The 13563-nt window shown below is 70.0% G+C and carries 11 protein-coding genes; 6 read left to right on the top strand and 5 right to left on the bottom strand.

The window, feature by feature from the left end; translation table 11 throughout:
• The 4 genes from AC1D15_RS05925 to AC1D15_RS05940 all read right to left on the bottom strand — a co-directional run.
• Positions 1–2251, bottom strand: a 2251-nt coding sequence (locus AC1D15_RS05925) for a discoidin domain-containing protein (RefSeq protein WP_477825275.1), incomplete at its 3' end; no start/stop codon positions are given.
• Positions 2252–2578: 327 nt separating this feature from the next.
• Positions 2579–4132, bottom strand: a complete 1554-nt coding sequence (locus tag AC1D15_RS05930) for a methyl-accepting chemotaxis protein (protein ID WP_477825282.1) — start codon at positions 4130–4132, stop codon at positions 2579–2581.
• A gap of 161 nt (positions 4133–4293) precedes the next feature.
• On the bottom strand, positions 4294–7338 hold the full coding sequence (locus AC1D15_RS05935; RefSeq protein ID WP_477825276.1) for a sensor histidine kinase: 3045 nt from the start codon (positions 7336–7338) through the stop codon (positions 4294–4296).
• Positions 7322–7975: a response regulator gene (locus AC1D15_RS05940; RefSeq protein ID WP_047509828.1), complete on the bottom strand. Its 654-nt coding sequence runs from the start codon at positions 7973–7975 to the stop codon at positions 7322–7324. Before AC1D15_RS05940 ends, AC1D15_RS05935 begins: the two co-directional genes overlap by 17 nt.
• A 183-nt stretch (positions 7976–8158) precedes the next feature.
• Between AC1D15_RS05940 and AC1D15_RS05945 the strand changes: the two genes are divergently transcribed.
• The 3 genes from AC1D15_RS05945 to AC1D15_RS05955 all read left to right on the top strand — a co-directional run bounded on the left by AC1D15_RS05945 (position 8159) and on the right by AC1D15_RS05955 (position 9468).
• The gene (locus tag AC1D15_RS05945; RefSeq protein ID WP_477825277.1) at positions 8159–8572 is read left to right on the top strand and encodes a winged helix-turn-helix domain-containing protein; all 414 of its coding nucleotides are present in this window, start codon (positions 8159–8161) and stop codon (positions 8570–8572) included.
• Positions 8573–8626: 54 nt separating this feature from the next.
• The gene (locus tag AC1D15_RS05950) at positions 8627–8986 is read left to right on the top strand and encodes a hypothetical protein (RefSeq protein WP_465110577.1); all 360 of its coding nucleotides are present in this window, start codon (positions 8627–8629) and stop codon (positions 8984–8986) included.
• A 95-nt stretch (positions 8987–9081) separates the two neighbouring features.
• A complete protein-coding gene (locus tag AC1D15_RS05955; RefSeq protein WP_156155050.1) occupies positions 9082–9468 on the top strand; it encodes a type IV pilin protein in 387 nt (128 codons plus the stop codon).
• Positions 9469–9472: 4 nt separating this feature from the next.
• Here AC1D15_RS05955 and AC1D15_RS05960 read toward each other — a convergent pair whose 3' ends face one another.
• Entirely contained in the window at positions 9473–10798 is a 1326-nt protein-coding gene (locus AC1D15_RS05960) for a right-handed parallel beta-helix repeat-containing protein (protein WP_477825278.1), read from the bottom strand.
• A 227-nt stretch (positions 10799–11025) separates the two neighbouring features.
• Between AC1D15_RS05960 and AC1D15_RS05965 the strand changes: the two genes are divergently transcribed.
• The 3 genes from AC1D15_RS05965 to AC1D15_RS05975 form a co-directional block, all read left to right on the top strand.
• Positions 11026–11583, top strand: a complete 558-nt coding sequence (locus AC1D15_RS05965) for a DUF308 domain-containing protein (protein WP_477825279.1) — start codon at positions 11026–11028, stop codon at positions 11581–11583.
• A 46-nt stretch (positions 11584–11629) separates the two neighbouring features.
• Positions 11630–12454, top strand: a complete 825-nt coding sequence (locus AC1D15_RS05970; protein ID WP_477825280.1) for an ABC transporter substrate-binding protein — start codon at positions 11630–11632, stop codon at positions 12452–12454.
• 12 nt (positions 12455–12466) lie between these two features.
• Positions 12467–13563, top strand: a 1097-nt coding sequence (locus tag AC1D15_RS05975) for an ABC transporter permease (RefSeq protein ID WP_477825281.1), incomplete at its 3' end; no start/stop codon positions are given.

A 13563-nucleotide genomic window follows, 5' to 3' on the forward strand; every position in this document is an offset into this window, starting at 1 on the left:
TGCCCTGGACGCCGTCGGCATCCGGAGCCGTCCTGGCACGCGCAATGATGTCGGCGTCCGGGATCGCCTCGAGCAGGCCCATGCCGATCACCGGTTGCGCGCTGCGCACCGAGAACACGGCCGGGGTGGGGCCGTCGAACGAGATCGTCGGCTTGCTCAGCTCCACCGAGCTGCCGTCGGCCAGCTTCACGGTCTTCAGCTCGAAGCCCGAGACGTGCACCGCGGTGCCCCAGTCGCGACGCACGCCGTCGGTCGATCCCTTGGCGTTCATCTGCGCGCCCAGGCCATACATCGGGTGCGGCAACTGCTGCCCGTTCCCGTCAACGGCTGCCGTGCGCACCGCCATCGTGTCGATCTTCTGGTTGACGACGGTGGGGGCCAGGCTGCGGCCGTTGTTGATGTGGCAGCCGAAGCAGGTCGACTGGTTGAACATCGGGCCTTGCAGGCCGATCGCGGCGGTGTTCGTGTCGTTGCCGTTCTCGGTGTGCTCACCGGTCTGCATGCTGGTGTGGAACCAGCGGCGGCCCTCCACGAAGCGCTGCATGTTCTGCATGCCGATGTTGTTGTGCGGCTGCTGGAACATCAGCGGGCTGTTGTCCGAGTAGTCGTACGAGGTCGAGCCGAGGCCGCCCTGCAGTGCCGCTTCCGGGATCGGGGCGTTCATCAGGCGCGGCTGCACGCCGTACCAGGGGCGCAGGCCCTCGCCCATCACGTAGGTGACTTCGTTGGTGTAGTAGCGGAAGTTGCCGCTGTCCTTCACGTCGTCCATCGCCTTGCGCGACGAGAAGAACGAGCCGGTGAACTCCATCACGTCGCCGGCCCTCAGCGGGCGGCCGTCGACGTGCGGGCCGTTGCCCACCATCACGCCGTTGGCGTCCGCCACCAGCGAGTTGTAGCCGGGGTACTCGCTGAGCACCACGCTGCAACCGTCGTTGGCACCGATCACGTTCATGTAGCCGCTGGTCGGCTTGGCCAGCGCGGTCTGCGGCGGCTTCGGCACGACCGGGCACGAGGTCTTGTCGACGAAGCCGTCGGTGTAGGTGGTGTCGTCCAGCAGGTCGCCCGGCGACATCCAGCCGTAGTCGGTGACGCCGGCGTTGTCGAAGCGGCGGAAGAACGAATGGCCGCCGCCGCGCTGCGCTTCCTGGAAATACTGGTTGACGACCAGCGTCGGCTTGGTGACGCCCTTCACCTTGCTGTTGTCGATGAACTCCGTGCCCCAGGTGCGGTTCTTGAAGTAGTTCGCGACGAAGTTCAGGTAGACGCCGATGCCCTTGTCCTGCGGCTTGCCGTTGGCGTCGACGGTGTCGTTCGGGCCGTAGCCGACTTCGTTCCAGGCCTCGCCGCGCTCACGGGCGTGGCGCGGGCGGCCGACGAAACCGAAGCGGGTCACCAGCGTGCCGTCCGGCAGCGAGAACTGGATGGTGTCGATCGGCGCCTGCTGGGCCGCCGGCGGGATCAGGTTGGCGCCGTTGGCCGGGTGCGGGAACACCGAGGTCGCGACGGTGGAGCCGAGCGTGTTGTCGCTGCCCGGCGACTTGAAGCTCGCCTCGATGATCGAGTAGCCGTAGCCGGTGGCGCGCTTGACGCCGTTGATGCGCACGTAGCGCACRTTGGCGTTCAGGTTGTAGAACTCTTCGGTGCCGCCCTTGCCGTCGGCCACGTAGCGCAGCTGGTACCAGGTGTCGCCGTCGTCGGAGACGAGGATCGCGTATTCCTTGGCGTACGCGGCTTCCCACACCAGCTTCAGGTAGCCGATCTGGGTCTTGGCGCCGAAGTCGAACTGCAGCCAGTTGGTRTCSGACTGSGAGCTTTCCCAGCGGCTGTYCTGGGYGGCSTTGCCGTCGATGGCCTTGTCGGCGGTGTTGCCGCCRTTGGCGCTCGATGCGGTGGCCTTGACCGGCACGACCGCGACGCCGGGCTTGCTCATGTCGACGCCGGAGGGCAGTTGCTGCGCGGGCGTCGGTGCCGGCGCGGCGGGCGCATTGCCGGACGGGATCGACGGGGGCGGTGCCGGGGTCGTCGGCACTTCGTTGGGCGGAGTGGGGTCATTGCCGCCGACCACGGGCGGCGGGGCCGGCGATTGCGCCGGCGGCTGCCCGGGGGCGCCGACGTCGGGGCTCGGTGCCGCGGCGGAATCCGCGTCCTTGCCGCCGCATCCGCTGAGGACGGCCGCTGCGAGGAAGAGGGAGCTCAGTGCCACCAGCGCTGCGCGCGGCCGGCTCTGCCCCTCGGGAATCGGGTGCTTCATGCTGACAGGTCCTTTGATCGTGTCCGTTGGCTGGGTGCTGCGGCGCCCGAGAACTTCATCAATCCTCAGTGCCGGGTGCATGCAGGAATTGATGCGCAGGTTTGATGCCAACGTCGATGCAGCGGAACCGGTTCCGCTCCGTGTGTCCTGCGGAGCCCGCAAGCGCACGGCGTCGCTCCGAAGAGGACGCATTTCACGACAGAAACAACTGGAAACAACCTTGACCGGATGAGGTGTCCGGCAACAGTTTGTGCTCGCGGGCGCTGCAACGCACCCTGTCGATCAGGCGATGGATGCCATTCGATATTCGATGCGTGCCGGCAGCCCTCAGGCCGCGAGTGCGGGTCGAAGCCGGAAGGCGCCGACCACTTCCGTCAGGCGTTGCGCCTGGACGCGAAGACTGTCCGCGGCCGCAGCCGATTCCTCGACGAGTGCGCTGTTCTGCTGCGTCACCTGGTCGAGCTGGGTCACGGCATGGCTGACCTGGTTGATGCCCATCGACTGCTGTTCGGCCGCGGTGCCGATCTCGGAGATCAGCTGGGCCACGCGCTGGACCGAGCTGACGATGTCGCGCATCGTCGTGCCRGCGTCGGCCACCAGTCCCGCACCGGTTTCCACCAGGCCGACGCTCTCGCCGATCAGTGCCTTGATTTCCTTCGCGGCCGTTGCCGAACGCTGCGCGAGCGAGCGCACCTCGCCGGCGACCACCGCAAAACCGCGCCCTTGCTCGCCGGCCCGGGACGCCTCCACCGCGGCATTCAGGGCCAGGATGTTGGTCTGGAAGGCGATGCCGTCGATCACGCCGGTGATGTCGGCGATCTTGCGGGAGCTCGCGCTGATGTCGTTCATCGTCGAGACCACGTGCGACACGACCGTGCCGCCCTTGGTGGCCACGGCGCTCGYCGAGGCCGCCAGCGAGGTCGCCGTGCGTGCGGCATCGGAACTGCTCTTCACCGTCGCGGTGATCTCCTCCATCGACGACGCGGTCTGCTGCAGGTTGGCGGCCTGTTCCTCGGTCCGGTGCGACAGGTCCGCGTTGCCGGTGGCGATCTGGCTCGAGCCGGTGGCGATCGAGTCGCTGCTCTGGCGGACCTGGCCGACGATGCCGACCAGGGATTCGTTCATCGCCTTCAGCGCGGCCAGCAGCTGACCGGTCTCGTCCGTGCGCTCGACCGTGATCTGCGAGGTGAGGTCTCCGGAGGCGACCGTCTGCGCCACGCGCACGGCTTCGGCGATGGGCACCGTGATCGAGCGGGTCAGCACGACGGCGATGCCGCTGGCCAGCGCGACGGCGACGACCGTCAGGCCGATCATCAGCAGCTTGGCCGTGCCGGCGATGCCGGACGCCTCGATGCCGAACTGCTCCATCCCGTCCACCTGGCTCGTGGAGAACGCCTCGATCGCCTCCAGGTAGTCCTTCTGCAGCGGCAGGATGACGCTCACGAGCTGCTGGCGTGCCTCGTCGGCCTTGCCGGCCTTGATCAGCTCGACGAACCCGGCTTCGCGTTCCTTGAACTTCGCACGGCTCTCGGTGAGGTGCAGCAGCGCTGCCACGCCCTTCTCCGAGTGGACCGACGCCTTGAGGCGATCGATGGCGTTCGCCACGATCGGCGCCGACTGCTCGACCTTGTGCAGCTCCTCCCGGGCAACGGCGGGGTCGGTGGTGATCAGTGCCGTGCGGATCGCACGCAGCTGCTTGTTGACCTCGTTCTCGATGGTCTGCGCCAGCGCCACCTTGGCGTACCGGTCATGGAGGATGGTCTCGGTGTTCGCGTTGACGGCGCCGATCTGCGTGTAGCCGATGGCTGCAACGACGACCAGCAGGCCGATGACCAGCGCGAAGGCCGCGGTGAGGCGGGTGCCGATTCTCAGGTTTGCCACAGCTTTCAAGATGACCTCTCCTGCTCCGTGGAGCCTGGTTCGCGCTGGCCGCGCTTGCTGCGCTTGCATTTGCCAATTTGCCAGCGCGCGATGTACCGGGACTATCGGCAGGGCCGGCGCGAGCCTGAGCGGGCGAGTGTGAACAAGTCGGCGGCGCAGGTTCAGATGCGGACGGCGGCCGGGTCCTCGAAGTGCAGGCGCACGGTCGTGCCGCTGCCGGGCCGGCCGGCGATGTCGAGCGTGCCGCCAAGCAGGCGGGCGCGTTCCTCCATGCCGAGCAGGCCGTGCCCGCTGCGCTCGTGCGACGGGTCGAAGCCGGCGCCGTCGTCGGCAATCGCCAGCAGCCAGTGGCCGTCGTTGCGCTGCAACGCGAGGTCCACCCGCGCGGCATGGGCATGCCGGCGCACATTCGTGAGCGATTCCTGGGCGACGCGGAACACCTGGGTCGCGATGTCGGGAGCGAGCCGGTCCGCCTCGGCATCGACCTGCAGCCGGCACGGCAGGCCGGTGGCCTGGGTGAACTCCGCGGCCAGCCATTCCAGCGCGGCAGCCAGTCCGCCGTCGAGGGCGGGCGGGCGCAGTTGCTTCACGAGCGCACGCACGCCGCCGGCCAGGTTGTCGATGCGATCGAGCAGCACCTGGTACTGCGCCTGCGCCGGCGGCTGCTCGCCGCGCGCGCGGGCGCGCAGCACGGAGGCCTCCATGCGCAGGGCGGCCAGCTGCTGGCCCATCTCGTCGTGCAGTTCGCGCGCGATGCGCTTGCGCTCATCCTCCAGCGCGCGCGTGTTGTGTTCGCCGAGCCGGCGCAGCGCCTGGCGCGACACCTCGAGCTCGGCCGTGCGCTCGGTCACCGCATGCTCCAACCGATGGCGTTCGGCCCGCTGGCGCCGGCCCGTCGCCCAGGTGCTGAGCCACCACAGCAGCCCCAGGCCGGCCGCGGCGGCCAGCTTGGCAGGCGTCGACAGCCACCAGGGCGGCGCGATGGTGAAGGGGATCTGCAGGGGCGGGCCGGCCTCGACGAGCGGCAACCGGTAGGCTGCACGCACCTCCAGCACCTGGGTTCCGTCCTCCGCCGACTCGATCGTCACGACGTTCCCGGCGATGGCCTGCCAGGGCGCGTTGTCGTGCAGGCGGTATTCGAGGTGCAGCATGCGGCTGCGGCCGATGTTCGGTGTCCCCAGCGTGAACTGCAGATGGCGGTCGTTCCAGTCGATCTGCTCCGGCACCACTGCAGCGGTCTGGTCGCCGAACGCCACGGCCTTGAGGCGCAGCACGGGCGGTGCCGGTTCGGCGGCCGGCGCGCGGATGCGGGTGACCCCGGCACTGCTGCCGATCCACGCGGTGCCATCGGGTTCGAGCAGCACCGCGCCGTCGTCGATGTCGTCCCACAGCAGCCCGTTCGAGTGATCGATGTGCCACCAGCGGCTGCCGTCGAACACGAACACGCCCCGGTCGGTGCCGAACCAGACCCGCCCGTCGGACCCGGTGCGAAGAAAGTACTCGGTCGGGTTCCCGAACCGGGCCAGGTCGAACCGGCGGGTGAACCGGGCGGTGCCCGCGGCGTCCACGGCGTAGACCGAGAGGCCGTGGCTGTCGAAGGCCCAGAAGTCCGTGGCGTCGACGAACGCTGCGCGGCCGTAGACCTCGACCGGCTCGCCCTGCGCGTCGCGCATCGGCATCCAGCGGCCGTCGACGGGGCGGTAGGCGCGGTGCCCGCTGATGAACCATTCGACCGCGCTGGTCGCGACCCCCTCCGCCGGGAAGGCGACTTCGCTCACGAAATCCTGGTCCGGCAGCCCGCTGGCAACGGGCTGTCGCCGCGGGCCCGACGCCGAGGCGACGACGCGGTCGACGCCGTTGCGCCCGGTCAGGTAGATGCCCCCTTGCCGGCCCTGCATCACGACGGAGAGCGACGGATCGTCGAAGATCACCGCGGCCTGGGCCGTGCCGGCCTTCAGCCGCATGACGCGGCCCGTTTCCACCCACCACAGGTCGCCGCTCGCATCGACGGCGAGGGCGCTGACCGCACTGGCCGGGTGGCCTGTCGCCGCCGGCAGCGGCCGGAACCGGGCCGTGCTCTCGTCCAGCCACGCGGCACCGCGGGCCGTGCCGGCCCACAGCCGCCCGCTGCCATCGCGCGCGAAGGTGAACGTGGCGGGCGCCGGCAGCCCGAGGGCCGGGGTCCAGTGCTCGACGTTCAGGTAGCCGATCCAGCAGTGCAGGCCGCGGCCGGACGTGCCCAGCCAGAAGCTGCCTTCCGCGTCGAAGAACAGCGAGCGGATCAGCGTCTCCGGCAAGCCCTGCGCCGGTGTCCATTCCCGCCAGCGCTGACCATCCCAGCGTGCGATGCCCACATCGGTGGCGGTCAGGATGCCGCCCGCCGGGTCCTCGGCCAGCGCCGCGGTGGCCGGCAGCCGTTGTGCCAACGGGGCCTCGATGGCGCTGAAGCGCTGCTGCGCCGGCGGCAGCCGGGCCAGCCGGTCGCGGCTGCGCGCCCAGACACTGCCGTCGCGCCCGATCACCAGGTTGCCCCACATGCGGGCCGGCAGGCCCTCGGCCTCGCCCCACCGGCGCAGCGTGCCGTCGCGCCATTCGCACAGCCCCCGGCCACAGCCGAACCACAGGGCCCCGCGGCCGGCGCGCAGCGGTCCGGAATCGGCATCCAGCTCGCCCGGCGGGGCGGGGAACGCCGGCAACTGCAGCTGCCGCGCGACCGGCGCAGCGCCGGGCAAGGGGGCGTCGATCGACCAGATCCGGCTGTCGCGGTCGATGGCCAGCACGGTGCCGTGCGCGTCGATGTCGAGGCGCTGGCCGGGCTCGATGCCGATCGGCTTGCCGCCGGGTTGCGTGACGGCCGACCACTGCGCCACGCCATCCTTCTCGCGGCGCAGGAACAGGCCGACATCGGTCGCCACCCAGAGTCCGCCGCGGGCATCGGCCCGGGCCGCGTAGACCATGGACCGCTGCGCGCCCGGGGCCATCGGCTCGCGGTGGATGCGGAAGCCGTCGAAGCGGAACAGGCCGTTCTCGGTGCACAGCCAGAGGGTGCCGTCAGCGGCCTGCGTCAGGCAGCCGACCGCCATGTTGGTCAGCCCGTCCGACTGTTGATAGGCCTCGAAGACCGCATGCTGCGCCTGCGCGGGGCCGCTGCACGCGAGCAGCAGCGCGGCGAATGCCGCCAGGCCGCGCTCAATCCACCAGGCCATGCCTCAGCGCGTAGCGCACCAGGTCGCTCAGCGAGTCCTGATTCAGCTTTTCCATCAGCCGGGCCTTGTAGGTGCTGACGGTGTTCGGGGCCAGGTTCAGCTCGTTGGCAATGTCGGTCGGGGCCCGGCCCTTCACCAGCGCGATCAGCACCTGGCGCTCACGTGCCGACAGCAAGGCCATCGGCTCGTCCTGCGCCTGCTCGGCGCGCAGCATCTCGCTGCTCAGCGACGGATCGACATAGCCGCGCCCGGCCGCCACGCGGTGGATCGCATCCAGCAGTTGCTCGGGCGAGACGTCCTTCGTCAGGTAGCCGAGGGCGCCGGCCTTCAACGCGCGGCGGGCGATGTGCGGATCGGCATGCATCGTCAGCACCAGCACCGGCAGCTGCGGATGGGCCGCGACGACGCGCTCGATCAGGTCGACCCCGGTGCAACCGGGCATCAGCAGGTCGAGCAGCAGCAGGTCGATTCCCCCGGCGTCGACACCGGCCAGCACCTCGGCCGCCGACGCGCCCTGGCCGGCCAAGGCCAGCCCCTCGTCGAGCTCGAGCATCTTGCGCAGGCCTTCGCGCACGAGGGCGTGGTCGTCGGCGATGAAGACGCGGATGGGGACGGCGACGGGGGTGTGTGCAGACATGGGGGCCACCGGGACGGTGCCCTAGTGTAGTGATCAGTCTACAGGATGCCCGGCTTTTGGCTGGTCCCCGGCCCGATTGCACCGGAATTGATCATCTTGTGAGAATTTACCCGTCGACCGTTGTCGATTTCTTGTAGATTAATGTCTACACGATTTGATGTTGACACTACACCGCAAGGGCATATGTACATCCATCCATCACCACGAGATCGATCCGACGCCGCTGCCTGGGGGGTCCGGGACGAAGATTCCGTCATCGCGCCGGCGCTTCCCTCCGTCCTGCGTTTCGGCCGCTGCGAGGTCCGGACCGCGTCGCGCGAGGTCCTGGTCGATGGCCAGCTGCGCGCGTTGCAGCCGCGGCCCTTCGACCTGCTGGTGATCCTCATCGAAAGCCGGGCCCGGGTGYGCACCACGAACGAACTGCTGGACGAGGTCTGGGGCCACCAGATCGTCCAGCCCGGTTCGCTGGCCGCGGCGGTGATGCGCATCCGCCAGGCCCTGCGCGAGGGGGAGCCCGGCATCGGCCAGGTGATCCGCACCTACCCGCGCGTCGGCTACCGCTTCGTCGCCCTGCTCGATGGCGAAGTGGCGCGCTGACCGGCCGCCCGCCCCGATCGATGCCGACCTGCTTCTTCATGAGGTGCACGCACCATGCTTTCGTCCCGCATCAACGACCCGTACCCGCTGCTGCCAGGCTGGCTGGATGAGCTGGCGGGCCCGACGCTCGAACGCATCGCCGACGACCTGAGCGAGTTGCTGACCCGGCATCCAGGGGCCCGGCGCACGCTGATCCACCTGAGCGTGATCGAGAACACGCTGCGCTACAAGGATCGCGCCGCCGCCCACCGGTTGCCCATCGGCGTGCTGCAGGGCGCGCTGACCCAGCTGGAGGCGATCGGCTTCGCCGGCCGGAGCACGGGCCTGACCATCCTGCGCCTGCGCCTGATGCAGGCGCTCCTGCGCCACGGCGCGACGGCGGCGCCGGGACACGCCCCCTTGCAAGCGTGTTGACGAGGATCTGCCGACGACCCCGTCATCCCGATGAATGCGTCGCAGACGAGCGCGTCGTCCGGCGGCGTTGCCTCGCGCTGATCGGGATGGCGATCGTGTCGATCCTCGCCGCGATGGCGCTGTACGGCTGCAACGACTCCATCCTTCGCGACAAGCTGGTCGACGGCACGACTGCGCTGGCCGGCCTGCGCGCGCGCCTGGAGCTGTACCACCGGCACCACCACACCTACCTGACCGTCAGCGAGGACGTCGTCAGCCCCTGCGACACCATCCCGGCCGGCGGGGCCGGGACCTTCCACGTGCAATGCCTGCAGGTCACGGCCACCGCCTACTTCCTCACCGCCCAGGGCAGCGGCGTGACGCAGGGCTTCGTCTACACGACGGACACGAGGAACACCCAGGTCACCGCAGGCCTGCCGCCCCGCTGGAGAGCGAACCCACCGTACCCGTGCTGGATCACCCGCCAGGGTGACACCTGCTGATCGCTCAGATCTTCCCGACCCCGGCATGGGCCTTGACCGTGTCGGGCACGTCGTTGGCCGAGATCGGCTTGATCAATCCACCCGCGAGGGGCTTGAACGCGGTCAGCACGGCCGAGTCCTGCACGAGCTTGTCGGTGGCCGGTGCGGGGCTCGCGATGTTCGGGTTGCAGGGTCGCCCGATCGCGGCAATGCAGGTGGCCTTGGTGGCCGARGTCTGCCCGTACACGCCGAACAGCTGGCCGTTGCCGGTGGCATCGGTGAGCACCGGCATCGAGACGTTCCTGAAGTGGTTGCCCTCCATCAGCACGCGCGTGTTGGCTCCCTCGTAGTCGAGCGCATGCCAGCCGCCGGTCTCGAAGTAGTTGTTGACGATGTGCACCAGCGCACCGCTGCCGGCGGAGTTGAAGCGCGGGGCGCGACCGTCGAAGTGGTGCAGGTAGTTGTTGGCGATGGTGATCCTGCCGTTGCCGTAGGCCAGCAGGTTCCAGTAGTGGTTGCCGGTGCAGCGCGCCGACCACGCCGACCGGCCGTCGAGCTCGTTGTTGGAGAGGGTGATGCCGTCGATCGTCGCCGTGGCGTCGCCGTTGCCGAGGACGATGAACTGGCGGCCGATGCGCGCGAAGCGGTTGTGGTCGACCCACACCTTGGTGGCCGCGGGGATGGACAGGCCGTCGCCGCCCCAGACCATGCCCTCGTTGATGTCCGTGAACGACAGGTTGCGGATGATGATGTTGCTGACGCCGCCCTGCAGGATCACGCCCTTGCCCTTGAGGCCGGCGTTGGCGCCCACGCCGATCAGGGTCTTGTTCGAGCCGATCAGCAGGGCGGCGGTGCCGGCCACCTTGTACTTGTAGGCGCTCGTCTGCTTGCCGGTGCAGTAGCTCTTCTGCCAGTCCTGGACATTCAGCGTGATCTCGCTCTTCTGCGTGGCGCCGCTGCACACGCTGGTCGCGAAGCAGCCCGGTGCCGAGGCGCTGCCCTCGCTGTCGGTCAGGTCGATGACGGACGCCACCTCGATGATGCGCGGCTCGGTGTCGGTGCAGCCGTTGCCGTTGCTGGTGCGGCAGAGCTCGCGCTTCAGGTCGGCGACCGTGCTCACGCGGAACGTGTTGCCGCCGGCGCCGCCGGTGACGCCGGCCGCAAAGCCGGTGGGCACGTTGCTGACGGCGCGCACGGCTTGCGCCTCGGCGCTCGCGCTGTCGTCGGCGCTGGCCTCGGCGCCGGATCGATCGAGTTCGGACGTGCCGCCGCATGCCGCGAGGAGGGCCGTGGCCACGGTGACGAGCCACAGCGCCGGGCTGCAGACGCGATGGGTTTCGGGGGTCGACAAGATGCTGCTCCTCCAGGTGGCTTGATGGAGGCATGACCATAGGTCGAGGCCTGGCTGGAGTCTTGACGGAACCTTCCTGGCGGGATGCCGGGAATGACAAGATGGAAACACGTTGTGAGCCGGCGCTGTCCGTCCGGGGGCGGCGCCGGCATCGGTCAATCGTCCGATTCCGCCGGCCGGCCGCTCGCCGCAGACTGGCTTGATCCGCTTTCCACCGAGATCACGCCATGACGACTGCCACCTCCCTTGCCACGAACTCGACCTGGTTGAGAACGCTCTACCTCACGCGCGCCGCCTTCTCGATCGCGTGGGTGGCGCTCGCCTTCGCGGCGGCGCCAGCATCGCCCGTCGTCGCGAGCGTGCTGCTCGTGCTGTACCCCGCATGGGACGCGCTGGCGAACGCGCTCGACGCCCGGCAATCGGGCGGCATGTCGGCCAACGCGACGCAGATGATCAACGTGCTGGTCAGCGCCGCGACGACCGCCGCGATGGCGGTGGCGGTGCAGCAGGGCATGCCCGCGGTCTTCGTCGTGTTCGGCGTCTGGGCCGTGCTCTCGGGCCTGCTCCAACTGGGCACCGCGGTGCGCCGCTGGAAGCACCAGGGTGCGCAGTGGGCGATGGTGCTGAGCGGCGCGCAGTCGGCGCTGGCCGGCACGTTCTTCGTCAAGCAGGCGAGCGGCCCGGCGCCGATGCTGCAGAACCTGGCGGGGTATGCCGCGGTGGGGGCGGTCTACTTCCTGATCTCAGGGTTGATGCTGCTCTGGCGCGAGCGCCGCACGCGCTGAATATCCGCGATGATGGGGTCTTCCGATCGACTCCAGCGTTCATGACATGAAGCCGTCTCGCCGTGCCGTCGCCGCCTTGCTCCTGGCCGGCTGCGCCGTGCTGCTTGCGCAGGCGGCCGGCGCGCAGGAGAAGTTCATCGTCGTGGCCTCGACCACGTCGACCGAGCAATCGGGCCTCTTCAAGCACCTGCTGCCGGCGTTCACCCGCGCCAGCGGCATCGAGGTGCGCGTCGTTGCCGTCGGCACCGGCCAGGCGCTCGACATCGGCCGGCGCGGCGATGCCGACGTGGTGTTCGTGCACGACACGCCGGCCGAGGAAAAATTCGTCGCCGAGGGCTGGAGCGAGAAACGCTTTCCGGTCATGTACAACGACTTCGTGCTGGTCGGCCCGAAGCCGGACCCGGCCGGCGCGCGCGGCGCCGACATCGTCGCCGGCATGGGCAAGGTGGCCGCCGGCGGCCAGCCCTTCGTCTCGCGCGGCGACCGCAGCGGCACGCACAGCGCCGAGCTGCGGCTGTGGAAGCTGGCGGGGCTCGACCCGGCTGCCGCCAGGCCGGCCGTCTACCGCGAATGCGGCTGCGGCATGGGGCCGGCGCTGAACATGGGGGCGTCGATCAACGGCTACGTGCTGACCGATCGCGGCACCTGGCTCGCGTTCAGGAACCGGGGCGACCTGGCCATCCTCGTCGAAGGCGACAGGCGGCTCTTCAACCAGTACGGCGTGATGCTGGTCAACCCGGCGAAGCATCCGCAGGTGAAGAAGGAGCTCGCGCAGCGCTTCGTCGACTGGCTGGTCTCGCCGGCGGGCCAGGCCGCCATCGGCAGCTACCAGATCGAAGGCCGGCCGCTCTTCTTTCCGGATGCGAACTGACGTCCCTGGCGGATGAGCACCTTCGCCGACAGCTGGCGGCTCGCGTGGACGTTGATCGCCGGCGGCGACGCCGAGCTGTGGCGCATCGCGATGCTGTCGCTGCAGGTGAGCGGCATCGCGGTGGGGGTCGGGTCGGTGGCGGGCCTGCTGCTCGGTGCCTGGCTGGCCGTCGCGCGCTTCCCCGGCCACGGCGTGTTCGTCTGGGCGGTCAACACCCTGCTCGCGTTGCCGGCCGTCGTCGTGGGGCTGCTGGTCTACCTGCTGCTCTCGCGGGCGGGGCCGCTCGGGCCGTGGGGGCTGCTGTTCACGCCGACGGCCATGGTGGTGGCGCAGAGCGTGCTCGTCACGCCGTTGATCGCCGCGCTGTCGCGCCGGCTGGTCCTGGCGGCACTCGATGAAGGCGGCGACCAGCTGCGCTCGCTCGGCGCGGGGCCGCTCGCCTGCGCACTGCTGATGCTGGTGCACGAGCGGCTGGGCGTCGCGACGGTGCTGCTGACCGCGTTCGGCCGCGCGGTCGCGGAGGTCGGCGCGGTGATGATCGTCGGCGGCAACGTCGCCGGCGTCACGCGCGTGATGACCACCGCGATCGCGCTCGAGACCAGCAAGGGCGACCTCGCGCTGGCGCTCGGCCTGGGCCTGGTGCTGCTCGGCATCGTCGGCGTGGTCAACGGCGTGATCATGCTGCTGCAGTGGTGGGGCGCGCGCACGCGGGCGCTGCCTGCGGCGCCACCGTTGCGAGCGGAGCAGGCGCCGGTCGCCGGGCGCGACGCGCCGGTGGCCGCCCATGCCGCGTCCCAGCCGCTGATCGCGCTGCAACGGGTGAGCGTCGCGTTCGGCGACTTCACCGCATTGCGCGATGTCACGCTGACGCTCGCGCGCGGCGAACGCCTGGTGCTGGTCGGCGCCAACGGGTCGGGCAAGACCACGCTGCTGCGGCTGCTGCAGGGCCTGGTTCCGCATGCCGGCGTCGTGGCGCGCGCGCCGCTGCAGCCCGAGGGCCGGCTGCCGCGCGCCGCCATGCTGTTCCAGCAGCCCTTCCTGATGCGGCTGTCGGTGTTCCGCAACGTGTGGATCGGCCTGTGGCTGCGCGGCATCCCGCGCGCCGCGCG

The sequence above is a fragment of the Rhizobacter sp. P2_H2 genome (assembly GCF_056403375.1).

What these genes read in the sequence shown, in the direction of transcription:
- AC1D15_RS05950 (WP_465110577.1), top strand. Translation starts at nt 8,627, where the DNA reads ATGCTTTCGTCCCGCATCAACGACCCGTACCCGCTGCTGCCAGGCTGG.
- AC1D15_RS05940 (WP_047509828.1), bottom strand. Translation starts at nt 7,975, where the DNA reads ATGTCTGCACACACCCCCGTCGCCGTCCCCATCCGCGTCTTCATCGCC.
- AC1D15_RS05935 (WP_477825276.1), bottom strand. Translation starts at nt 7,338, where the DNA reads ATGGCCTGGTGGATTGAGCGCGGCCTGGCGGCATTCGCCGCGCTGCTG.
- AC1D15_RS05970 (WP_477825280.1), top strand. Translation starts at nt 11,630, where the DNA reads ATGAAGCCGTCTCGCCGTGCCGTCGCCGCCTTGCTCCTGGCCGGCTGC.
- AC1D15_RS05965 (WP_477825279.1), top strand. Translation starts at nt 11,026, where the DNA reads ATGACGACTGCCACCTCCCTTGCCACGAACTCGACCTGGTTGAGAACG.